We start from the raw sequence: 20,568 nt of genomic DNA on the forward strand, positions 1-20,568 counted from the left end.
GGTTTCCTATTTTTTCGGCGAATACTTCTCGATCGTGGAGCGGATCTCCTCGATCGCCTTCTCGATCTCGTCGTCGGAGAGGTCGAGCTTGTAGGCCGGGTTGCGGCCGAACTTGTCGAGCCGGGTGGTGACCTCGTCGAGTCCCATTGTCTGCGTAGACACCGTACTCTGCGCAAGTTCGACGTAGCTGTCCTCCCAGCGCGCGGCGACCACCGACAGGTTGTCGCAGTACGGGCCGCCGCGCTCCTCGGCCTGGCCCATCAGCGCCGGCACCGCCTGCATCAGGTTGGCCTGGCGCAGCGAGGCGGCGATCAGCTCGGGCGGCAGCGGCCCCCAGAAGCCGTCGGTGCTGAGCAGGACCACGTCGCCGGCTTCCAGCGGCGTCTTCCGCGAGAACTCGATCTCCGGCGGCTGCGGGCCGCCGAGGCAGCTGTAGACCTTGTTGCGCTCGGGGTGGTTGGCCATCTGCGCCTCGGTGATCACCCCCTGCTCGAACAGCGCGCGCACCCGCGAGTGGTCGCGCGTCTGCGCCTGCAGGCGGCCGTCGCGCACCAGGTACAGGCGCGAATCGCCGGCGTGCGCCCAGTAGGCGACGTTGTCCTGGATCACGCAGGCGACGCAGGTGGTGCGCGGCGAGTCGCGCAGGTTGTGGTCCATCGCGAAGTCGAGGATCGCGTGGTGGGCGTTGGTCATGCCCCGCTGCAGGAACAGGAAGGGGTCGTTCAGCCCCGGCTTGGCCTCGTGCTGGAAGGCCTCGGTCAGCGTCTGCGCGGCGATCTGCGAGGCGATCTCGCCGTAGTAGTGGCCGCCCATGCCGTCGGCGACGACCATCAGCAGCGCATCGCGCGAATAGCAGTAGGCGATGCGATCCTCGTTGTTGCTGCGCTTGCCCTGCCGGCTTTCCTGGTAGATCGTGAATTTCATGTCGTTTCCTGCTTCCTGAGCTTGCCGATCAGGCTGCCCAGCCACGAGCGGGGCGCTTCCTCGGCCTTCGCCTCGGGCGGCGGCGGCGTCTCGGTCAGCGCCTTCTGCAGCGCGAAGACGCTCTGCGGGCGGTAGAGGTGGTTGAGGCACAGGCACCAGTCGATCGTTTCCAGCAGCTGGTCGGAATACTTGCCCTCCCAGCGCACCATCGCCGGCACCACCTGGTCCTTCTCCTGGCGCAGGTCGGCGGCCTGCGGCGCGGCCAGCGCGATGCAGGCGTACATCGAGGCGCCGATGCTGTAGATGTCGCTCCACGGCCCCAGTTCCTGGCGCAGGTAATGCTCGGGCGACGCGAAGCCGGGCGTGTACATCGGCTTCAGCATCGGCGTGTCGAGCGCCAGCGTCTGCCGTGCGGCGCCGAAGTCGATCAACAGCGGCGTGCCGTCGCCGCGCAGGTAGATGTTCGACGGCTTCAGGTCGAGGTGCAGCAGCTTGTGCGTGTGCACCTCGCGCAGCCCGTTCAGCACGCGCGTGAAGACGTTGCGCAGGAAGTTCTCCGAGACCGGCTTCTGCCGCCGCTGGATGTACTCCTGCAGCGTGCTGCCCTCCTCGTACTCCATGACCATGTAGACGGTCTCGTTGGCGCGGAAGAAGTTGAGCACGCGGACGACGTTCGGGTGCGACAGCTTGGCCAGCGCGCGGCCTTCCTCGAAGAAGCACTTCATGCCGTAGCGGAAGGCGCCGAGATGCTCCTGCGAGATGCTCGGGGTGATCTCGCCTTCGCCGCGCAGCGCCAGGCTGTTCGGCAGGTATTCCTTGATCGCGACGCGCCGGCCGTCGCGCTCGGTGGCGAGATAGACGATCGAAAAACCGCCGAGCGAGAGCTGCCGCTCGATGCGGTAATGGTCGATCTGGTATCCCTCCGGGAGCGCGTGGTTGGCTTGTTGCGCCATCTGGGTGAAGGCTATGATGTGAGCTTCAGGACATTTTCGGGGTTTGGCCGGGGCGTGTAAAGCTGCGCGCCGGCCGTCCCCCCTTTCGGTGGTTTCCCATGATCCAGAGCATGACCGGTTACGCGGCGAAGACCCGCGACCTCGAATTCGGCTCGCTGAGCCTCGAGCTGAAGAGCGTCAATTCGCGCTTCCTCGACGTCCATTTCCGCGTCTGCGACGAGGCGCGCCTGTCCGAACCGGCGTTGCGCGAGGCGATCGCCGCCCGCGTCGGCCGCGGCAAGGTCGAGTGCCGCGTCTACTTCATGGCCGCGGCGAAGAGCGCGCGCCAGCTGCAGCTCAGCGACGAGCTGCTGGCGCAGCTCGCTGCGCTCGACCGCCAGGTCCGCCGCGAGCTGCCCGAGGCGCGTCCGCTGGCGGTCGGCGAAGTGCTGCGCTGGCCGGGCATCCTCGGCGACGAGACGCTCGACCCCGAGGCGCTGGCGGCGGCGGTGCTGGAGACCGCGCGCGCCGCGCTCGACGACTTCTGCGCCAGCCGTGCGCGCGAGGGCGACAAGCTGAAGGCGGTGATCCTCGACAAGGTCGCGCGCATGCGCACGCTGGTCGCCGACGTCGCGCCGCACATCCCGGCGGCGCAGGCGGCCTTCCAGGACCGGCTCAAGCAGCGGCTGGTCGACGCGATCGGCAGCGCCGACGACGAGCGCATCCGCCAGGAGGTCGTCGTTTTCGCCGCGCGCATCGACGTCGCCGAGGAGCTGGCGCGCCTGGCGACGCACCTGGACGAGGTCGAGCGCGTGCTGAAGCAGGGCGGCGCGGTCGGCAAGCGGCTCGACTTCCTGATGCAGGAACTCAACCGCGAGGCCAACACGCTGGGCTCGAAGTCGGTGGTCAGCGAGGTGTCGCAGACGGCGATGGATCTCAAATTGCTGATCGAGCAGATGCGCGAGCAGGTGCAGAACCTGGAGTGAAGCGATGAGCGCGAGCCGAGGCCACCTCTACATCGTCGCCGCCCCGTCCGGCGCCGGCAAGACGACGCTGGTGCGCATGCTGCTGGAGAACGATCCCGGCATCCGCCTGTCCATTTCCTATACGACGCGGCCGCCGCGGCCGGGCGAAGCGGACGGCCGCGAGTACAACTTCGTCGACATGGAAACCTTCCGCGACATGGTTGCGCGCGGCGACTTCCTCGAGTGGGCCGAGGTGCACGGCAACTGCTATGGCACCTCGCGGCCGTGGATCGCGGCGGAGATGGCCGCCGGCCGCGACGTGCTGCTGGAGATCGACTGGCAGGGGGCGCAGCAGGTGCGCCGGCAGTTTCCGGAGGCGATCGGCGTCTTCGTGCTGCCGCCGTCGCTGGCCGTGCTGCGCCAGCGGCTGACCGGGCGCGGCACCGACAGCAACGAGGTGATCGCCCGCCGGCTCGCCGCGGCGCAGGACGAGATGCGGCATGTGACTGAATTTGAGTATGTTATTATCAACGACAAGCTCGAGCAGGCGCTTGCCGACCTGCTCGCCGTGGTGCGCGCCTCGCGGCTCCGCCTGGACAGCCAGCACGCGCGCCACTCCCGATTGTTCGCAGATCTGCTGCATTGATTGAATAGGTAACCGCATGGCCCGAGTAACCGTAGACGACTGTCTGAAACGCATCCCCAACCGCTTCCAGATGACCCTGGCGGCAACCTACCGCGCCCGCCAGCTGGCCTCCGGCGCCAGCCCGCTGGTCGAGGCCGAGAAGGACAAGCCGACCGTGATCGCGCTGCGCGAACTGGCGCTCGGCAAGGTCGGCCTGGAAGTCCTCAACCGCGGTCAGGCCTGACCGCCCTCGACGACGCTGCGGGCGGAAGGCAAGGTGAAGACGGATGGCCGCCGAATCAGCCTCTGCCCCGGCGCTCGTCTCCGGCAACTCCGTTCCCGCTACTGAGGACCCGGCCTACCGGGTCTTCATCGACAGCCTCAGCTATCTCCAGCCCGACGAAGTCGCGCTGATCCGCGACGCCTACGCCTTCGCCGAGGCCGCCCACCGCGGCCAGAAGCGCTACTCGGGCGAACCCTACATCACGCATCCGCTGGCCGTTGCCGGCGCGCTGGCCGAATGGCGGATGGACGCGCAGGCGGTGATCGCCGCGCTCTTGCACGACGTGATGGAGGACACCGCGGTCAGCAAGGTCGAGATCGCCCGCCGCTTCGGCAAGCAGGTCGCCGAGCTGGTCGACGGCCTGTCCAAGCTCGACAAGATCGAGTTCCAGTCGCACCAGGAAGCGCAGGCCGAGAACTTCCGCAAGATGCTGATGGCGATGGCGCGCGACCTACGCGTCGTGCTGATCAAGCTCGCCGACCGCCTGCACAACCTGCAGACGATGTCGCACGTGCGCCCCGACAAGCGCCGCCGCATCGCCACCGAGACGCTCGAGATCTACGCGCCGATCGCCAACCGGCTCGGCCTGAACAAGCTCTTCCGCGAGCTGCAGGACCTCTCCTTCACGCTGATCCACCCGATGCGCGCGCGCGTCATCGCGCGTGCGCTGAAGGCGGCGCGCGGCAACCGGCGCGAGCTCCTGTCGCGCATCCTGGAGAGCGTCACCGGCAAGATGAAGGAAGCCGGCATCACCGCCCAGGTCTTCGGCCGCGAGAAGAGCATCTACTCGATCTACCGCAAGATGGAGGAGAAGCGCCTGACCTTCTCGCAGGTGCTCGACATCTACGGCTTCCGCGTCGTCGTCAAGGACGTGCCGACCTGCTACCTGGCGCTCGGCGCGCTGCACTCGCTGTACAAGCCGGTGCCCGGCAAGTTCAAGGACTACATCGCGATCCCCAAGGTCAACGGCTACCAGTCGCTGCATACGACGCTGATCGGCCCCTACGGCACGCCGGTCGAAGTGCAGATCCGCACCGAGGAGATGCACCACGTCGCCCAGGAGGGCGTCGCCTCGCACTGGATCTACAAGGACGCCGAGCAGAGCGGCGCCGACCTGCAGCAGAAGACGCACAAGTGGCTGCAGTCGCTGCTCGAGCTGCAGAGCGGGACGCGCGACTCGACCGAGTTCCTCGAGCACGTCAAGACCGACCTCTTCCCGGACGAGGTCTACGTGTTCACGCCGAAGGGGCAGATCATGGAGCTGCCGCGCGGCGCCACCGCGGTGGACTTCGCCTACATGGTGCACACCGACATCGGCAACCGCTGCGTCGCCGCGCGCATCAACCACGAACTGATGCCGCTCAGGACCGAGCTGAAGAACGGCGACCAGGTCGAGGTGATCACCGCAGCGCACGCCAACCCGAACCCGGCCTGGCTCGGCTACGTGCGCACCGGCCGCGCGCGCAGCAAGATTCGCCATTTCCTGAAGACGATGCAGCACGAGGAGTCGGCGCAGCTCGGCGAGAACCTGCTCAACCAGGAACTGCAGCACCTCGGCGTGACGCCGGCGGAAGTGCCGACGGCGAGCTGGGAGGAGCTGGTGCGCGATTCGGGCAACCGCTCGATGAAGGAGATCTACACCGACATCGGGCTCGGCAAGCGCATCGCTGCGGTCGTCGCCCGCCGCCTGCTGGCCCGGGAGGGGGGCGCGCCGGCGACGCCGCCGCTGTCGACGGTCAGCATCCGCGGCACCGAGGGCATGGCGATCCAGCTCGCGCCGTGCTGCCTGCCGATTCCCGGCGATCCGATCGTCGGCTCGATCCGCAAGGGACAGGGCCTGGTGGTGCATGCCCACGACTGCCCGCAGATCCGCAAGTCGCGCAGCAGCGAGCCGCAGAAGTGGATCGACGTCGAGTGGCAGCCGGCCGAGGGCAAGCTGTTCGACGCGCGCATCCGCGTCACGGCGAAGAACGCGCGCGGCGTGCTGGCGAAGATGGCGGCGGCGATCGCCGAGGCCGGTTCCAACATCGAGAACGTCAGCATGGAAGAGAAGACGCCGGGCCTGTACACGACGCTGCAATTCACGCTGCAGGTGAGCAATCGCGTGCACCTCGCGCAGGTCATGCGCAGCCTGCGCCACATCCAGGAAGTCGTCCGCATCGCGCGGGTGCGCGGGGAGTGAGGATTTGAGGGTTCTCGTCCTCGGCGCCGGCGTCGTCGGCGTCGCCAGCGCCTGGTACCTCGCCCGCGCCGGCCACGAAGTCACCGTCGTCGACCGCCAGCCCGGCGCCGGGCTCGAAACCAGCTTCGCCAACGGTGGCCAGATCTCGGTCTCGCACGCCGAGCCGTGGGCCAACCCGCGGGTCCTGCCGAAGGCGCTGAAATGGCTCGGCCGCGAGGATGCGCCGCTGCTCTTCCGGCTGCGCTGGGACCCGGCGCTGCTGCGCTGGACGCTACGCTTCCTCCGCGAATGTACCCCCGGCCGCACCCGCGGGAACATCCGCCGCATCGTCGCGCTGGCGCTCTACAGCCGCGAGCAGCTCGGCCTGCTGCGGCAGGAGACCGGCATCGAGTACGACCAGCTGACGCGCGGCATCCTGCACATCTATACCGACGCCCGCGAATTCGACGCGGCGACGCGGGCGGCGGCGCTGATGCGCGAGTTCGGCTGCGCGCGGCGGACGATCTCGGCCACCGACTGCGTCGCGATCGAACCGGCGCTGGCCGCCGCCGGCCCGCTGCTGGTCGGCGGCGACTACACCGCCGACGACGAGTCCGGCGACGCGCACAAATTCACGCGCGCACTGGCGGCACTGGCCGCCGCGCGCGGCGTTGCCTTCCGCTACGGCACGGCGGTCGAGCGCATCGACGCCGCCGCTGGCGAGGTCAGCGCGCTGGTGACCGCCGGCGGCGAGCGCCTCGTCGCCGACGCCTACGTCGTCGCCGGCGCCAGCTATACGCCGCGGCTGCTGGCGCCGCTCGGCGTGCGCCTGCCGATCTACCCGGCGAAGGGTTATTCTGCGACGCTGACGCTCTCCGAGGCGAGCGTCGCGCCGACGGTGAGCCTCACCGACGACGGCCACAAGATCGTCTTTTCCCGCCTCGGCCAGCGCCTGCGCATCGCCGGCACCGCCGAGTTCAACGGCTACGACACGACGCTCAATGCGGTGCGCTGTGCGGCGCTGACGCAGCGCGCGGCGCAGCTGTTCCCGGAGCTCAACGCCGTCGGCGCCCCGGAATACTGGTGCGGGCTGCGTCCGGCGACGCCGTCGAACCTGCCCTGCATCGGCCGCACGCGGATCGGCCGGCTGTGGGTCAACGCCGGCCACGGCACGCTCGGCTGGACGATGGCCTGCGGCGCCGGCGCCGCGCTCGCCGACCTGCTTTCGGGGCGGCGTGCGGAACCCGACTTCCCGTTTCACGTTCAATAACAACAGACCCGCCAGGAGACAGCATGAGCAACGATACCGTCCTCTACGAGGTGCGCGACCGCGTCGCCCGCCTCACCCTCAACCGTCCGCAGTCGCTGAACGCGCTCAACCTCGACATGATCGAGGCGCTGCGGCTGGCCAGTGCGCGTGCCGAGGCCGATCCCGAGGTGCGCGCGATCCTGGTCGCCGGCGCCGGCGAGCACTTCATGGCCGGCGGCGACCTGAAATGGTTCCGCGAGCAGCTGGCGCTGCCGCCGCAGGAGCGGCAGCCGCTGTTCGAGCGCACGATCTCCGACGTGCACCAGACGACGCTGCAGCTGCGCCGCTGCGGCAAGCCGGTGGTCGCCGCGGTGCGCGGCGCGGTGGCCGGCTTCGGGCTGTCGCTGATGCTCGCCGCCGACCTCGCGCTGGCCGCCGAGGACGCCTACTTCACGCTCGCCTACTGCAACATCGCGCTGTCGCCGGACGGCGGCGCCACCTGGTCGCTGCCGCGCACCGTCGGCGCCAAGCGCGCGGCCGAGATCGCGCTGCTCGGCGACCGCTTCGACGCCTGCCAGGCGCTAGCCTGGGGGCTGGTCAACCGCGTCGTCGCCGGCGACGAACTGCTGCCGCAGGCGGAAAAGCTGGCGCTGCGGCTGGCTGCCGGGCCGGCCGAGGCGCTGGCCAGCACCAAGCGCCTGCTCAACGAGTCGCTCGGCAACGGGCTCGCCGAGCAGCTGCACGCCGAACAGCGCGCCTTCGCCGCCTGCGGCGTCAATGCCGACTTCGGCGAGGGGCTGGCCGCCTTCTTCGAGAAGCGGCGCCCGCGCTTCGCGTCCTGAGCGCGGTCGGCGCGGCGATCCGGCGGGAGTTCGCGCGATGTGGATCGACACCCACTGCCATCTCGATGCGGCGGAGTTCGCCGCCGACCGCGACGCGGTCGCCGCCGCCGCGCAGGCGGCCGGAGTGGCGACGATCGTCGTGCCGGCGGTAGCGGTCGCCAACTTCGCCGCCGTCCGCGACTGCTGCCGGCGCTATCCCGGCTGCGTCCCGGCCTACGGCATCCATCCGATGTACACGCCGCAGGCGCGCGACGAGGACTTGCCGGTGCTGCGCGGCTGGCTGGAACGTGAGCGGCCGGTGGCGGTCGGCGAGATCGGCCTCGACTTCTTCGTTCCCGGTCTCGATCCGCAGCGCCAGCTGCATTTCTTCGTCGAGCAGCTGAAGCTCGCCCGCGACTTCGACCTGCCGGTGCTGCTGCACGTGCGCCGGGCGGTCGACCCGATCCTGCGCGAACTGCGCCGCTACCGGCTGCGCGGCGGCATCGCCCACGCCTTCAACGGCAGCCGCCAGCAGGCGGAGGTCTTCATCGACCTCGGCTTCAAGCTCGGTTTCGGCGGCGCGATGACCTGGTCGCGTGCGACCCGCTTGCGCGCGCTGGCCGCCGAGCTGCCGCGCGAGGCGATCGTGCTCGAGACCGACGCCCCCGACATTCCCCCCCAGTTTGCGGTCCCCGACCCCGCTTCCGGACGTGCGCGCAACGAGCCGGCGCTGCTGCCGCGGATCGCCGAAACCCTTGCCGCGGCATGGTCTTTGCCGCTGCCCGAAGTCGCCGGGATTACCTCACGCAATGCTATAAGCATTCTGTCTAACATCACGGAATGACCCAATCGGCGGGGCTTTCGCCGTATTTCGGTAAACGCTAATTTGCGTTTCGTCAAGAAATCCACAAATTATTTGTGGATTTTTTTTGGGCTTGATTTGCATCAAACGAAATACCGATTCCGGGGGATTAGGCTTGTCGCCTGTCCCGAAATTGAGAGTCGGAAAGTCAATGGATATCTCCAGCGTGATCGTCGGCGCCCGCCCCGAAGGGGCCCAGCAGGTGAAGCAACTGCTCGAGGCGATCGACGGCGTCGAAGTGCATACGGTGGCCGAGGACGGCCGGATGATCGTCACCATCGAGTCCGCGTCCGAGCAGGACACCGTAAAAACCTATGAGGTGATTTCCCAGCAGCCGGGCGTGCTCTCGGCGTCGATGGTCTATCACCAAGTCGAATCAAATCCTGATGAGGAGGTCTGAGAAATGAAACTGACGCGACGTGATTTCATCAAGAGCAACGCCATCGCGGCGGCGGCGGCTTCGGCCGGCATCGCGGTGCCGCAGGCCGTGCTGGCGCAGCAGAAGGGCAAGGACGACGGCGTGCGCTGGGACAAGGGCGCCTGCCGCTACTGCGGCACCGGCTGCGGCGTGCTGGTCGGCACCAAGGACGGCCGCATCGTGGCGACGCAAGGGGATCCGGACGCGCCGGTCAACCGCGGCTTGAACTGCATCAAGGGCTATTTCCTGGCCAAGATCCAGTACGGCAAGGACCGCCTGACGCAGCCGCTGCTGCGCATGAAGAACGGCCAGTACGACAAGGACGGCGACTTCGCGCCGATCTCCTGGGACAAGGCCTTCGACATCATGGCCGAGAAGTGCAAGGTGGCGCTGAAGGAAGGCGGCCCGAAGAACATCTGCATGTTCGGCTCCGGCCAGTGGACGGTGTGGGAAGGCTACGCCGCCGCGAAGATGATGAAGGCCGGTTTCCGCACCAACAACATCGACCCGAACGCCCGTCACTGCATGGCCTCGGCGGTCGCCGGCTTCATGCGCACCTTCGGCATCGACGAGCCGATGGGCTGCTACGACGACATCGAGCACGCCGACGTTTTCGCGCTGTGGGGCTCGAACATGGCCGAGATGCACCCGATCCTGTGGTCGCGGATCACCGACCGTCGCCTCACCGCCAAGCACGTCAAGATCCACGTGCTGTCGACCTTCACGCACCGCTCCTGCGAGCTCGCCGACAGCGAGCTGATCTTCAAGCCGCAGTCGGACCTGGCGATCCTCAACTACATCGCCAACTACATCATCCAGACCGGCGCCGTTAACAAGGAATTCGTCGGCAAGCACGTCAAGTTCAAGCAGGGCGTCACCGACATCGGCTATGGCCTGCGCCCGAACCACCCGCTCGAGAAGGTCGCCATGAACAACGGCTATCCGGGCGAGGACGGCAAGCCGAAGGGCAACCCGAACAACGCCAAGGACATCTCCTTCGACGAGTTCGCCGCCTTCGTCGCCGAATACACCGTCGACAAGGCGCACGAGATCTCCGGCGTGCCCAAGGACAAGCTGGAGGCGCTGGCCAAGGCCTACGCCGACCCGAAGGTCAAGGTCACCTCGTTCTGGACCATGGGCTTCAACCAGCACACCCGCGGCACCTGGGTGAACAACATGATCTACAACGTCCACCTGCTGGTCGGCAAGATCTCCGAGCCGGGCAACAGCCCGTTCTCGCTGACCGGCCAGCCGTCCGCCTGCGGCACCGCGCGCGAAGTCGGCACCTTCGCGCACCGCCTGCCGGCCGACATGGTGGTGATGAATCCGAAGCACCGCGAAATGACCGAGAAGATCTGGAAGCTGCCGGAAGGCACCATTCCCGACTGGATCGGCTACCACGCGGTGCTCCAGTCGCGCATGCTGAAGGACGGCAAGATCGGCTTCTTCTGGTCGACGACGACCAACAACATGCAGGCCGGCCCGAACGTCAACCAGGAAATCTATCCGGGCTGGCGCAACCCGAAGGCCTTCGTCGTCCATTCCGACGTCTATCCGACCGTCTCCGCGATGTCGGCCGACCTGATCCTCCCCGCCGCGATGTGGATGGAGAAGGAAGGCATGTACGGCAACGCCGAGCGTCGCGGCCAGATGTGGCGGCAGCAGGTGAAGGGTCCGGGCGAGACCCGTTCCGACCTGTGGCAGTACCTCGAGTTCGCGAAGCGCTTCAAGATGGAAGAGGTGTGGCCGGCCGAGCTGCTCGACAAGATGCCCGAGTACAAGGGCAAGACGATGTACGAGGTGCTCTTTGCCAATGCCGAGACGACCAAGTACGGCCTCGACGACGTGAAGGCGGTCAACGCGCACGCGATCAAGGACTACATGAACGACGACGCGAAGCACTTCGGCTTCTACGTGCAGAAGGGCCTGTTCGAGGAATACGCCAGGTTCGGCCGCGGCAAGGCACACGACCTCGCCTTCTTCGACGTCTATCACAAGGCGCGCGGCCTGCGCTGGCCGGTGGTCGACGGCAAGGAGACGCTGTGGCGCTTCCGCGAGGGCTACGATCCGTACGTGCCGAAGGGCGAGGGTGTCCGCTTCTACGGCTACCCCGACGGCAAGGCGGTGGTCTACGCGCTGCCCTACCAGCCGGCGGCCGAGCAGCCGGACAACGAGTACGACCTGTGGCTGTGCACCGGCCGCGTGCTCGAGCACTGGCACACCGGCTCGATGACCCGTCGCGTGCCCGAGCTGTACAAGGCGGTGCCGGACGCGGTGGTGTTCATGAACCCGGAGGATGCGAAGAAGCGCGGCCTCGCCCGCAACGACGTGGTCAAGGTCGCCACCCGTCGCGGCGAGATCCAGCTGCGCGTCGAGACCAAGGGCCGCAACAAGCCGCCGGTCGGCCTCGTCTTCGTGCCCTTCTTCGACGAGCACCGCCTGGTCAACAAGCTGACCCTGGACGCCACTTGCCCGATCTCGAAAGAGACCGACTTCAAGAAGTGCGCGTGCAAGGTGGTCAAGGCCTAAAGCGTCGCCAACCGATAAGGCAATCAGGGAGTGCCGGGAAAGGGTGGGGCGGGAACATTCGACCCCACCCGCCGGCTGACCGCGATGGCTCGCCACGACGAAACCCTCCCGCCCGCAGTGCGCAAGGCCGCGCCGGCACGCCGCCAGTTCATCTTCGACGCGGCGCGCATGGCCTGCGGCGTCGGCATGCTGGGGCTCGGACTCGGCCTCTACGCCAAGCAGGCGAAGGCGCTGCCGGCGCTGGCGCTGCGCCCGCCGGGCGCGCTGGCGGAAGGGGATTTCCTCGGCGCCTGCATCCGCTGCGGCCTGTGCGTCCGCGATTGCCCTTACGACACGCTCTCCCTGGCGAAGCCGGAAGCCCCGGTGGCGACCGGCACGCCGTATTTCACCGCGCGCAGCATCCCCTGCGAGATGTGCGAGGACATCCCCTGCGTCAAGGCCTGCCCGACCGGCGCGCTGGACCACGGGCTGACCGACATCAACCGGGCGCGCATGGGGCTGGCGGCGCTGATCGACCACGAGACCTGCCTCAACTTCCTCGGCCTGCGCTGCGATGTCTGCTATCGCGTCTGCCCGGTGATCGACAAGGCGATCACGCTGGAGCTGGTGCCGAACACGCGCACCGGGCGGCATGCGATGTTCCTGCCGACCGTGCATTCCGAACACTGCACCGGCTGCGGCAAGTGCGAGAAGGCCTGCGTCACCGAGGAGGCGGCGATCAAGGTGTTGCCGATCGCGCTGGCCAAGGGCGCGCTCGGCCAGCACTATCGCCTCGGCTGGGAGGAGCAGAAGAAATCCGGCGGTTCGCTGATCGACGAGAAGAGCATGGTCGATCTGCCCGACCGCCTGCCGGAAGGAACCACCCTGCCCGGCCACTACGACCCGGCGAGCGGCATGACCGCGCCGCCGGGAATGCCGGGCAGCGCGCCGGGGCCGGTGCCCAGCGCGCCGCCGGGACTCGGCGGGCCGGCAGTGCCGTCGGCGCCCCCCGGACTCGGCAGCGAGGCCGTGCCGCCGGGGATGCCCGGCGCCGTCGCCGGCAAGGTGCCCAGCCATCCGCCCGGACTGGGAGGCGGCCGATGAGCGACAAGCGCATCGGCGCCGACGCCCGCGCCGCCAAGGGCTGGTTCGGCGCTCACAAGTGGCTGCTGCTGCGGCGCGGCACGCAGCTCGCGATCCTCGGGCTGTTCCTGCTCGGGCCGCTCGCCGGCGTCTGGATCGTCAAGGGCAACCTCGCCTATTCGTATACCTTCGGCGTGCTGCCGCTGACCGACCCCTACGTCGCGCTGCAGTCGCTCTTCACCGGCCACCTGCCGGAAACGCTCGGCCTGGTCGGCGTCGCCATCGTCGTCGCCTTCTACGTGCTGGTCGGCGGCCGCGTCTACTGTTCCTGGGTGTGCCCGGTGAACATCGTCACCGACAGCGCCGGCTGGCTGCGCCGCCGGCTCGGCATCAAGGGCAGCGTGCATCTGGCGCGCACCACCCGCTACTGGATGCTGGCGATGACGCTGGTCGGTTCGGCGCTCTCCGGCGTCATCCTGTGGGAGCTGGTCAACCCGGTGTCGATGCTGCACCGCGGCCTGATCTTCGGCATCGGCTTCGCGTGGACGATCGTGCTCGCGGTCTTCCTGTTCGACCTGTTCGTGATGAGCCGCGGCTGGTGCGGCCGGCTGTGCCCGGTCGGCGCCTTCTACGGCCTGCTCGGCCGCGTCAGTCCGCTGCGCGTGTCGGCGCCGGCGCGCGCCGCGTGCAACGACTGCATGGACTGCTTCGAGGTCTGCCCCGAGCCGCAGGTCATCCGGCCGGCGCTGAAGGGCGCCGCGACCGGCGCCGGGCCGGTGATCCTGGCGGCCGCCTGCACCAACTGCGGCCGCTGCATCGACGTCTGTGCGAAGGACGTCTTCCGTTTCGGGAGCCGTTTCAACAATGCGCTTCCGGTCGGCGAGGCGGGCGGCGACCGTGCCGCGACGCCTGGCCAGTTCTGATTTCAGTGATTCAACTTCAAGTGGAGGGAACGTCGATCATGAAAACCCAGCTGAAACTCTCGATGGCCGTGCTGGCCGCCTGCTTCACCTTCTCCGCGATCGCCGCCGATGCGCCGAAGTCGATGCGCGGCCTCGATGTCGCCGCTCCCGATCCGGTCGCGGCCGAGAAGAACTACGTCGGCAAGCGCCCCGGCACGCAGGAGCCGGTCGCCCGTACCTTCAGCACGCAGCCGCCGGTGATCCCGCACGCGGTCGAGAACTTCGACGAGGTCAATCTGGAGACCAACCAGTGCCTCGACTGCCACGGCGCGGCCAACTACCAGAAGAAGAAGGCGCCGAAGGTCGGCGACAGCCACTTCGTGAACCGCGACGGCAAGAAGCTCGACGAGGCCTCCGCCGGCCGCCACAACTGCACGCAGTGCCACGTGCCGCAGGTCGACGCGCCGCCGCTGGTGGACAGCGACTTCAAGGGCGACGCGGTGGCGAAGAAGGCGGACGCCGCGAAGAAGCCGACCAAGAAGAACTGAGTCGGCAGCGCCGGCGCGACGACGGGGGGCTGCGGCTCCCCGTCGCCGTTTACCGCACTGCGATCGCCGCCGTCGGGCAGGGTGCGACGCAGGCGCCGCAGCCGGTGCAGCGCGCCGCGTCGAGCTGCGGTGCGGCGATGCCGCCCGCCTGCGGCAGGAAGCGGATCGCCGCCGCGTCGCACATCTCGCCGCAGATGCGGCATTCGACCGCGCGGCGGGCCAGGCAGGCATCGCCGATCGTCGCCCGCAGCTGCCAGGGCGGCTGCTGCTCGCGTCGCGCGAGCGCGCCGGTCGGGCAGCGGGCGGCGCAGTCGCCGCAGAAGGTGCATTCGCCGAGCGCGAAATCGACCGTCGGATAGCCGCCGTCGCCCGGGCGGATGATCCGCGTCGGGCAGGCGCGTGCGCAGTCGCCGCAGCGCGTGCAGGCGCCGACGAACTCGCCCTCGGCCTGCGCCCACGGCGGACGCGGCTCGGCGCGGTGCGTCGCGACGCGGCCGCGCAGGAAGTTGCGCCGGCTGCTCGGGTCGCTCATCGTCGTTCGCCTCTTCGTTCAAAAAACAAGGGCAGGCGAGGTCGCCCTCCCTGCCCTTGCGCCGTTCCGTCGGGAATCGGGATTCCCGTTCGGGAATCGGGATTCCCGTTCGGGAATTACTGCTTCACCGCCTTGATGTCGCCGTCGGTGCCGATGCCCAGCGTGTAGCCCATCGAGACGTGGTGGAAGCGGCCGCTGGCCTTGTCGGCGTGCACCGCGAAGCCGACCGGGACCGCCTTGCCTTCGGCCAGCGTGCCGTTCAGCTTGCGGGTGAAGGTCACCGTCACCGCGCCGCCCTTGTTGTCGCCTTCGGCCTTGACGCCGGCGCTGCCGCCTTCCATCTTGCGCGAGTCGGCGACCGAGCCGTCGACGGCCTTGGCACCCTTGCCGCTCTTCCACTGCATCAGCTCGTAGGCGCCGTCCTTGGTGTACTTGGTCTTCTTGTCGTCGGCGCCCGGCATCGTGCGCGCGTCGGCGTGGCAGGTCGCCCAGCAGCCGACCTGGGCGCCGGAGACGGTCTTGCCGCCGGCGTCGACGTTGACCTTGTCGTTGGCGAACATCACCGCCGCCTTGACCTCGTTGTCCTTGTCGCCGTGATCGGCGCCGCCGGCCGGGGCCTTGAACGACAGGCGGACATAGAGGTTGTCCTTGTCGTAGGCGGCCTGCACGGTGACCGGGAAGTTCATCGTCTTCGGCGTGCCGACCGGCTCGAGATCCTTGCTCGCCAGGCGCTTCATGTCGAAGTTGAGGCCGCCCTTCTCCTCGTGGCAGCCGACGCAGCTCTCGCCCTTGGTCAGGCCGACGCGACCGCTGTGGTCGGACTTCTTCATCACCCATTCGATCGGCGTCACGCCGGCATGGAACACCTGCACGTCGCGCTTCGGCACCTTGGACCAGTCGGGCGCGGCAAAGGCGGCGGAAGAACCGAGGGCGAGCACGGCGCCCATCACGGACAGCGAAACGATCGATTTTTTCATTGTTGCCTCTCCAGTAAAGGTTGCTGCTTAACGGTGCTGCAACCCGTCGGGTTGACCGGCTGCAGGGGACTCAGTCGTATGCCGCGACGATTACTCGTCGTCCTCCTCGGGCATGTTCGCCGGCTTCTTGTGCGCGATGCCCTTGTGGCAGTCGATGCAGGTCTTCTTCTCGTCGCGGGCGATCTTGTGCATCTTCGCGCCGCGCGCCTTCTGCTTCTCGACATCCATGTAATCGAAGGAGTGGCAGTTGCGGCATTCGCGCGAGTCGGCGGCCTTCATCCGCGCCCATTCGTTCTGCGCCAGGCGCAGGCGGTTGGCCTCGAACTTCTCCTTGGTGTCGATCGAGCCGACGATCTTGCCGTAGACTTCCTTGGACGCCTGGATCTTGCGGATCATCTTGTACGTCCAGTCCTTCGGCACGTGGCAGTCGGAGCAGACGGCGCGGACGCCGGTACGGTTGTTGTAGTGGATGGTCGTCTTGTATTCCTGATAGACGTTGTCGCGCATCTCGTGGCAGCCGATGCAGAACTGCTCGGTGTTGGTCGCCTCGAGCACGGTGTTGAAGCCGCCCCAGAAGACGATGCCGGAGATGAAGCCGACGACCAGCAGCGTCAGCAGTGAATACTTGGCGCTCGGGCGGCGCAGGAAGGCGATGAAGCCGCCGGTGTTATCGGACATGACAAACCCCTCACTTGGTCTTTATTTGATGTCGGCGACCCGCCCGCAGCGATTGCGCGCACAAGGCCGCCGTTAGTGGGGGGGAGTCTATCGACCCACCCGGAGTAAGGGTTTGATCTAGATTAACTAATCCACAATTTGCGTGGGTACTCTCGCGGCGCGCCGCGCCAGCTCAACGGCTGCCGCCGTTTCCGCGCTGCTGCGCCGCGCGTGCGCGCTCGATCGCCGACTGCAGCGTCAACGCCTCTTCGCTGCCTGGCTCCAGTTGCGCGATCGCCTTTTCCCAGTGCGCGATCGCGCTCTGGTAGTCGTGCCGTTCGCCGGCGGCGGCGCCGGCCAGCAGGCGGATCTGCGGATCCTCGGGGGCGAGCTTGAGCGCTCTGTCGATCAGCTCGCTCGGGCGACCCTTGAAAGCGTTGCCGGAGATCGCCAGCACCTCGGCGTAGTCGGCGAGCAGCAGCGGGTCGTTGTCGACCAGCGCCGGCGCCTTGGCGTAGGCGGCCGCCGATTCGGCATAGCGGCCGAGCATCTTGTACGAGCGTGCCAGCATCACCCAGCCCTTGGCGTCGTCCGGGTTCTGCTGCAGGCGCTGCGCGAGGCGTTCGACCATGCCTTCGATCTGCGCGGCGGTGACCTGGTGCTGCGGCTCCTGCGGACGGGTGTTGGCCGGGTCGAGCGCCGCCGGCGTGCCGAGCAGGCCGTAGCCGAGCAGCGCGCACAGCGGCAGCAGGACGACGACGGCGAGCGCGGTCTTGCGGCTCGGCGCGGCTTCCTTGCCGGCCTGCGCTTCCGGCTTCACTTCCTCGAGCAGCCGGCGCTGCAGTTCGGTCCTGGCCTGTTCGAAATCGGCCGCGGACAGCGAGCCTTCGGCGCGCTCGCGCTCGAGCTCGGCGAGCTGGTCGCCGAAGATCGCGAGGTTGGCGGCGCTGCGGTCGGTGGCGAGGGCGGCGGTGCGCGGGCGGCGCAGCAGCGGAACGGCGAGCGAAACGGCGGCGACGACGATCAGCAGCGTCGCCAGGGCGAGAAAGGGGGTCATTGCGGTTTCGATTCCTGGCGGGAGTCCTGGCGGGCGGCGGCGAGCAGCGCCTCGGCGGCCTGCTGTTCCTCGGGGGTCAGCGCACCGTCGGCGATCGCGTCGTTGCGCCGGCGCAGGTAGCGGATCAGCACGGTCAGGCCGAGCACCAGCAGCACGCCGGGGCCGACCCAGAGCAGCAGCGTCGTGCCCTTGACCGGCGGCCGGTAGCGCACGAAATCGCCGTAGCGGGCGACCATGAAGTCGAGGATCTCCTGGTCCGACTTGCCCTCGGCGATCAGCTTCCTGATCTCGCGGCGGAAGTCGTTGGCGAGGTCGGCGTTGGAGTCGGCGATGGTCTGGTTCTGGCAGACCAGGCAGCGCAGCTCGGCGGTGATCGCCAGCAGGCGCTTCTCGACGACCGGGTCCTCGGCCAGCGGCGCGGCCTCGCCGGCCTGCGCCGACAGTGCGGCGGCGCCGAGGCAGAGCGCGGCGGCGAAGTGGCGGGCGCGGCGCATCATTTGTTCAGCTCCGCGACCAGCGGCAGGATCTTCTTCGTCAGATCGTCCGGGCTGATCGGGCCGGTGTGCTTCATGCGGATCAGGCCCGCCTTGTCGATGACGTAGGTCTCGGGCACGCCGTAGACGCCGTAGTCGATGCCGACGCGGCCGTCGAGGTCGAGCACCGACAGCAGGTACGGGTCGCCGTGCTGCTTCAGCCAGCCGGCGGCCTTCTGCCGCGCCATGCGCTCTTCGCTCGCGGCGTCGGTCTTGGCCATGTCGGTCTCGCCGTCGCCGCGCACCTCCTTGTAGTTCAGCCCGACCACCGGCACCACCTTCTTCCGGCCGAGTTCGACCAGGAGCGGGTGCTCCTGGCGGCAGGACACGCACCACGAGGCCCAGACGTTGAGCAGCCAGACCTTGCCCTGCATGTCGGCCGGGCCGAACTTCTGCTCGGCGCCGAGCACCGGCAGCGAGAACGCCGGTGCCGGCTTGCCGACCAGCGGCGACGGCACGTCGCGCGGGTTCAGCCCGAGGCCGACGGCGAGGAGGACGACGAGAGCGGCGAAGCCGACGAGCGGCCAGAGGAATCGGTTCATGCGGTTTGTGTGTTGCCCGTGGAAACAGTGGAAGATTGGCGCGCCTTGACGCGGTAGCGGCGGTCGGCGATGGCGATCAGGCCGCCGAGCGCCATCAGCACGCAACCGCCCCAGATCCAGTCGACGAAGGGCTTGTGGTAGACGCGCACGGCCCATTCGCCTTCCGGCTGCAGGCGGTCGATCGGCTCGCCGAGCGAGACGTAGAGGTCGCGGAAGAGGCCAGCGTCGATCGCCGCTTCGGTCATCGGCATCCCCGACGACGCGTAGTTGCGCTTCTCCGGCAGCATCTTTTTCAGCACCTTGCCGTCCTTGAGCAGGTCGAAGTCGCCGGCGAGCGCCACGTAGTTCGGGCCCTTGACCTCATGCACGCCGTTGAAGCGGAACTCGTAGCCGGCCACGGCGACGGTGTCGCCCGGACCCATCTTGACGTCCTTCTCTTCCTGGTAGCTCTGCACCATCGTCACGCCGACGACGAAGACGGCGACGCCGACGTGCGCCGTGTGCATGCCGAAGAAGTGGCCCGGCTGCTTCAGCACGCCGGCGACGAAGGACTTGCCGGCGCGCGTCGCCTGCACGCGCTCGACGAAGTTGAGCGTACCGGCGAGCACGATCCACGCTGCGAGCAGAATGCCGAGCGCGGTCAGCGGCTTCCACGAGCCGTAGAGGAAGGGCAGCACGAGCGCGACCACGACGGCGGCGGCGAAGGCCCAGCGCAGCGTGCGCGCGAGCTCGACGGCGCTCGCCTCCTTCCAGCGCGCGAACGGGCCGACGCCGACCAGGAACAGCACCGGCACCATCAGCGGCACGAACACCGCGTCGAAGTACGGCGGGCCGACCGAGATCTTGCCCATTGCCAGCGCGTCGATGAGCAGCGGGTAGAGCGTGCCGAGCAGCACCGACGAGCAGGCGACGACCAGCAGCACGTTGTTGGTGAGCAGCAGCGACTCGCGCGAAAGCACCGCGAAGCGGCCGCCGAGGCCGACCTTCGGCGCGCGCCAGGCGAACAGCGCGAGCGAGGCACCGATGACGACGACCAGGAAGGTGAGGATGAAGATGCCGCGCTTCGGGTCGGTGGCGAACGCATGCACCGACGTGAGCACGCCCGAGCGGACGAGGAAGGTGCCCAGGAGCGACAGCGAGAAGGCCGAGATCGCCAGCAGCACGGTCCAGTTCTTGAAGCTGCCGCGCTTCTCGGTCACCGCCAGCGAATGCACCAGCGCCGTGCCGATCAGCCAGGGCATGAACGACGCGTTCTCGACCGGATCCCAGAACCACCAGCCGCCCCAGCCCAGCTCGTAGTAGGCCCACCACGAGCCCATGGCGATGCCCAGCGTCAGGAAGATCCAGGCGGCGGTGGTCCACGGCCGCGACCAGCGCGCCCAGGCCGCGTCGAGCTGGCCGGAGAGCAGCGCGGCGACGGCGAAGGCGTAGGCCACCGAGAAGCCGACGTAACCCATGTACAACAGCGGCGGGTGGATCACTAGGCCCGGGTCCTGCAGCAGCGGGTTCAGGTCGCGACCTTCGGCGGCGCCCGGCAGCAGCCGGTCGAACGGGTTCGAGGTGAACAGGATGAACAGCAGGAAGCCGGCGGTGACCAGCCCGAGCGTGCCGACCACGCGCGCCACCATCGCCTCCGGCAGCTGGCGCGAGAAGAAGGTGACCGCCAGCGTCCACCACGACAGCATCAGCACCCACAACAGCAGCGAGCCCTCGTGACCGCCCCAGACGCCGGAGACGCGGTACTGGATCGGCAGCAGCGAGTTCGAGTGGTTGGCGACGTAGGCGACCGAGAAGTCGTTGGCGACGAAGGCCCAGGTCAGGCAGCCGAAGGCGAAGCTGACCAGCAGCGCCGCGGTCTGCGCCGCCGGCCGCGCGAAGGCGATCCAGGCGAGGCGGTTGCGGTGGGCGCCGGCGAGCGGCAGCACGCCCTGCAGCGCGGAAACGACGAGCGCCAGGATCAGCGCGAAATGGCCGAGTTCGGGAATCATC

The 20,568-nt window shown here is 68.4% G+C and carries 21 protein-coding genes; 12 read left to right on the forward strand and 9 right to left on the reverse strand.

The window, feature by feature from the left end; all coding sequences use genetic code 11:
- Positions 1 to 6: 6 nt before the first annotated feature.
- Together IWH25_RS04885 and IWH25_RS04890 are read right to left on the reverse strand one after the other, a co-directional pair.
- Entirely contained in the window at positions 7 to 924 is a 918-nt protein-coding gene (locus IWH25_RS04885) for a PP2C family protein-serine/threonine phosphatase (protein ID WP_203388214.1), read from the reverse strand.
- On the reverse strand, positions 921 to 1,877 hold the full coding sequence (locus tag IWH25_RS04890; RefSeq protein WP_203388215.1) for a serine/threonine protein kinase: 957 nt from the start codon (positions 1,875 to 1,877) through the stop codon (positions 921 to 923). The genes IWH25_RS04885 and IWH25_RS04890 overlap by 4 nt, the downstream gene beginning before the upstream one ends.
- A 98-nt stretch (positions 1,878 to 1,975) precedes the next feature.
- Here IWH25_RS04890 and IWH25_RS04895 point away from each other — a divergent pair, with 98 nt between their 5' ends.
- The 12 genes from IWH25_RS04895 (at position 1,976) to IWH25_RS04950 (ending at position 14,281) form a co-directional block, all read left to right on the forward strand.
- A complete protein-coding gene (locus tag IWH25_RS04895) occupies positions 1,976 to 2,842 on the forward strand; it encodes a YicC/YloC family endoribonuclease (RefSeq protein WP_203388216.1) in 867 nt (288 codons plus the stop codon).
- A 4-nt stretch (positions 2,843 to 2,846) separates the two neighbouring features.
- Positions 2,847 to 3,467, forward strand: a complete 621-nt coding sequence (gene gmk / locus IWH25_RS04900) for a guanylate kinase (RefSeq protein ID WP_203388217.1) — start codon at positions 2,847 to 2,849, stop codon at positions 3,465 to 3,467.
- 16 nt (positions 3,468 to 3,483) lie between these two features.
- The gene (gene rpoZ, locus IWH25_RS04905; protein ID WP_203388218.1) at positions 3,484 to 3,690 is read left to right on the forward strand and encodes a DNA-directed RNA polymerase subunit omega; all 207 of its coding nucleotides are present in this window, start codon (positions 3,484 to 3,486) and stop codon (positions 3,688 to 3,690) included.
- A gap of 43 nt (positions 3,691 to 3,733) precedes the next feature.
- Complete coding sequence (locus IWH25_RS04910) at positions 3,734 to 5,911, forward strand: RelA/SpoT family protein (protein WP_203388219.1); 2,178 nt, start codon at positions 3,734 to 3,736, stop codon at positions 5,909 to 5,911.
- A 4-nt stretch (positions 5,912 to 5,915) separates the two neighbouring features.
- Positions 5,916 to 7,160 carry a D-amino acid dehydrogenase gene (locus IWH25_RS04915; protein ID WP_238999006.1) on the forward strand — a complete coding sequence of 415 codons (1,245 nt, stop codon included), beginning with the start codon at positions 5,916 to 5,918 and terminating at the stop codon, positions 7,158 to 7,160.
- A gap of 23 nt (positions 7,161 to 7,183) precedes the next feature.
- On the forward strand, positions 7,184 to 7,981 hold the full coding sequence (locus IWH25_RS04920) for an enoyl-CoA hydratase/isomerase family protein (RefSeq protein ID WP_203388220.1): 798 nt from the start codon (positions 7,184 to 7,186) through the stop codon (positions 7,979 to 7,981).
- A 37-nt stretch (positions 7,982 to 8,018) separates the two neighbouring features.
- On the forward strand, positions 8,019 to 8,804 hold the full coding sequence (locus IWH25_RS04925; RefSeq protein WP_203388221.1) for a TatD family hydrolase: 786 nt from the start codon (positions 8,019 to 8,021) through the stop codon (positions 8,802 to 8,804).
- Positions 8,805 to 8,973: 169 nt separating this feature from the next.
- The gene (locus IWH25_RS04930) at positions 8,974 to 9,222 is read left to right on the forward strand and encodes a chaperone NapD (protein ID WP_203388222.1); all 249 of its coding nucleotides are present in this window, start codon (positions 8,974 to 8,976) and stop codon (positions 9,220 to 9,222) included.
- Positions 9,223 to 9,225: 3 nt separating this feature from the next.
- Positions 9,226 to 11,769 carry a nitrate reductase catalytic subunit NapA gene (napA, locus tag IWH25_RS04935; RefSeq protein WP_203388223.1) on the forward strand — a complete coding sequence of 848 codons (2,544 nt, stop codon included), beginning with the start codon at positions 9,226 to 9,228 and terminating at the stop codon, positions 11,767 to 11,769.
- An 84-nt stretch (positions 11,770 to 11,853) separates the two neighbouring features.
- A complete protein-coding gene (gene napG, locus IWH25_RS04940; RefSeq protein ID WP_203388224.1) occupies positions 11,854 to 12,852 on the forward strand; it encodes a ferredoxin-type protein NapG in 999 nt (332 codons plus the stop codon).
- Entirely contained in the window at positions 12,849 to 13,754 is a 906-nt protein-coding gene (gene napH, locus IWH25_RS04945; RefSeq protein WP_203388225.1) for a quinol dehydrogenase ferredoxin subunit NapH, read from the forward strand. The genes napG and napH overlap by 4 nt, the downstream gene beginning before the upstream one ends.
- A gap of 38 nt (positions 13,755 to 13,792) precedes the next feature.
- Positions 13,793 to 14,281, forward strand: coding sequence for a nitrate reductase cytochrome c-type subunit (locus tag IWH25_RS04950; RefSeq protein ID WP_203388226.1), 489 nt, complete (start codon positions 13,793 to 13,795; stop codon positions 14,279 to 14,281).
- A 49-nt stretch (positions 14,282 to 14,330) separates the two neighbouring features.
- Here the strand turns inward: IWH25_RS04950 and napF are convergent, their stop codons facing one another.
- The 7 genes from napF to IWH25_RS04985 form a co-directional block, all read right to left on the reverse strand.
- Entirely contained in the window at positions 14,331 to 14,813 is a 483-nt protein-coding gene (gene napF, locus IWH25_RS04955; RefSeq protein WP_203388227.1) for a ferredoxin-type protein NapF, read from the reverse strand.
- Positions 14,814 to 14,929: 116 nt separating this feature from the next.
- A complete protein-coding gene (locus tag IWH25_RS04960; protein WP_203388228.1) occupies positions 14,930 to 15,790 on the reverse strand; it encodes an ethylbenzene dehydrogenase-related protein in 861 nt (286 codons plus the stop codon).
- 90 nt (positions 15,791 to 15,880) lie between these two features.
- Positions 15,881 to 16,468, reverse strand: a complete 588-nt coding sequence (locus IWH25_RS04965) for a NapC/NirT family cytochrome c (RefSeq protein WP_203388229.1) — start codon at positions 16,466 to 16,468, stop codon at positions 15,881 to 15,883.
- Between the two features lie 172 nt (positions 16,469 to 16,640).
- On the reverse strand, positions 16,641 to 17,504 hold the full coding sequence (ccmI, locus tag IWH25_RS04970) for a c-type cytochrome biogenesis protein CcmI (protein WP_203388230.1): 864 nt from the start codon (positions 17,502 to 17,504) through the stop codon (positions 16,641 to 16,643).
- Positions 17,501 to 18,001, reverse strand: coding sequence for a cytochrome c-type biogenesis protein (locus IWH25_RS04975; RefSeq protein ID WP_203388231.1), 501 nt, complete (start codon positions 17,999 to 18,001; stop codon positions 17,501 to 17,503). Before IWH25_RS04975 ends, ccmI begins: the two co-directional genes overlap by 4 nt.
- A complete protein-coding gene (locus tag IWH25_RS04980; RefSeq protein WP_203388232.1) occupies positions 17,998 to 18,579 on the reverse strand; it encodes a DsbE family thiol:disulfide interchange protein in 582 nt (193 codons plus the stop codon). The genes IWH25_RS04975 and IWH25_RS04980 overlap by 4 nt, the downstream gene beginning before the upstream one ends.
- Positions 18,576 to 20,567: a heme lyase CcmF/NrfE family subunit gene (locus tag IWH25_RS04985; protein WP_203388233.1), complete on the reverse strand. Its 1,992-nt coding sequence runs from the start codon at positions 20,565 to 20,567 to the stop codon at positions 18,576 to 18,578. The genes IWH25_RS04980 and IWH25_RS04985 overlap by 4 nt, the downstream gene beginning before the upstream one ends.
- Position 20,568: the final 1 nt, after the last annotated feature.

Source organism: Azospira restricta (genome assembly GCF_016858125.1).
GTDB classification, from domain to species: Bacteria; Pseudomonadota; Gammaproteobacteria; order Burkholderiales; family Rhodocyclaceae; genus Proximibacter; species Proximibacter restrictus.

What these genes read in the sequence shown, in the direction of transcription:
- ccmI (WP_203388230.1), bottom strand. Translation starts at nt 17,504, where the DNA reads ATGACCCCCTTTCTCGCCCTGGCGACGCTGCTGATCGTCGTCGCCGCC.
- IWH25_RS04925 (WP_203388221.1), top strand. Translation starts at nt 8,019, where the DNA reads ATGTGGATCGACACCCACTGCCATCTCGATGCGGCGGAGTTCGCCGCC.
- napH (WP_203388225.1), top strand. Translation starts at nt 12,849, where the DNA reads ATGAGCGACAAGCGCATCGGCGCCGACGCCCGCGCCGCCAAGGGCTGG.
- IWH25_RS04960 (WP_203388228.1), bottom strand. Translation starts at nt 15,790, where the DNA reads ATGAAAAAATCGATCGTTTCGCTGTCCGTGATGGGCGCCGTGCTCGCC.
- napF (WP_203388227.1), bottom strand. Translation starts at nt 14,813, where the DNA reads ATGAGCGACCCGAGCAGCCGGCGCAACTTCCTGCGCGGCCGCGTCGCG.
- IWH25_RS04885 (WP_203388214.1), bottom strand. Translation starts at nt 924, where the DNA reads ATGAAATTCACGATCTACCAGGAAAGCCGGCAGGGCAAGCGCAGCAAC.
- IWH25_RS04975 (WP_203388231.1), bottom strand. Translation starts at nt 18,001, where the DNA reads ATGATGCGCCGCGCCCGCCACTTCGCCGCCGCGCTCTGCCTCGGCGCC.
- IWH25_RS04910 (WP_203388219.1), top strand. Translation starts at nt 3,734, where the DNA reads ATGGCCGCCGAATCAGCCTCTGCCCCGGCGCTCGTCTCCGGCAACTCC.
- IWH25_RS04895 (WP_203388216.1), top strand. Translation starts at nt 1,976, where the DNA reads ATGATCCAGAGCATGACCGGTTACGCGGCGAAGACCCGCGACCTCGAA.
- napG (WP_203388224.1), top strand. Translation starts at nt 11,854, where the DNA reads ATGGCTCGCCACGACGAAACCCTCCCGCCCGCAGTGCGCAAGGCCGCG.
- IWH25_RS04985 (WP_203388233.1), bottom strand. Translation starts at nt 20,567, where the DNA reads ATGATTCCCGAACTCGGCCATTTCGCGCTGATCCTGGCGCTCGTCGTT.
- IWH25_RS04920 (WP_203388220.1), top strand. Translation starts at nt 7,184, where the DNA reads ATGAGCAACGATACCGTCCTCTACGAGGTGCGCGACCGCGTCGCCCGC.
- rpoZ (WP_203388218.1), top strand. Translation starts at nt 3,484, where the DNA reads ATGGCCCGAGTAACCGTAGACGACTGTCTGAAACGCATCCCCAACCGC.
- napA (WP_203388223.1), top strand. Translation starts at nt 9,226, where the DNA reads ATGAAACTGACGCGACGTGATTTCATCAAGAGCAACGCCATCGCGGCG.
- IWH25_RS04890 (WP_203388215.1), bottom strand. Translation starts at nt 1,877, where the DNA reads ATGGCGCAACAAGCCAACCACGCGCTCCCGGAGGGATACCAGATCGAC.
- IWH25_RS04930 (WP_203388222.1), top strand. Translation starts at nt 8,974, where the DNA reads ATGGATATCTCCAGCGTGATCGTCGGCGCCCGCCCCGAAGGGGCCCAG.
- IWH25_RS04980 (WP_203388232.1), bottom strand. Translation starts at nt 18,579, where the DNA reads ATGAACCGATTCCTCTGGCCGCTCGTCGGCTTCGCCGCTCTCGTCGTC.
- IWH25_RS04965 (WP_203388229.1), bottom strand. Translation starts at nt 16,468, where the DNA reads ATGTCCGATAACACCGGCGGCTTCATCGCCTTCCTGCGCCGCCCGAGC.
- IWH25_RS04950 (WP_203388226.1), top strand. Translation starts at nt 13,793, where the DNA reads ATGAAAACCCAGCTGAAACTCTCGATGGCCGTGCTGGCCGCCTGCTTC.
- gmk (WP_203388217.1), top strand. Translation starts at nt 2,847, where the DNA reads ATGAGCGCGAGCCGAGGCCACCTCTACATCGTCGCCGCCCCGTCCGGC.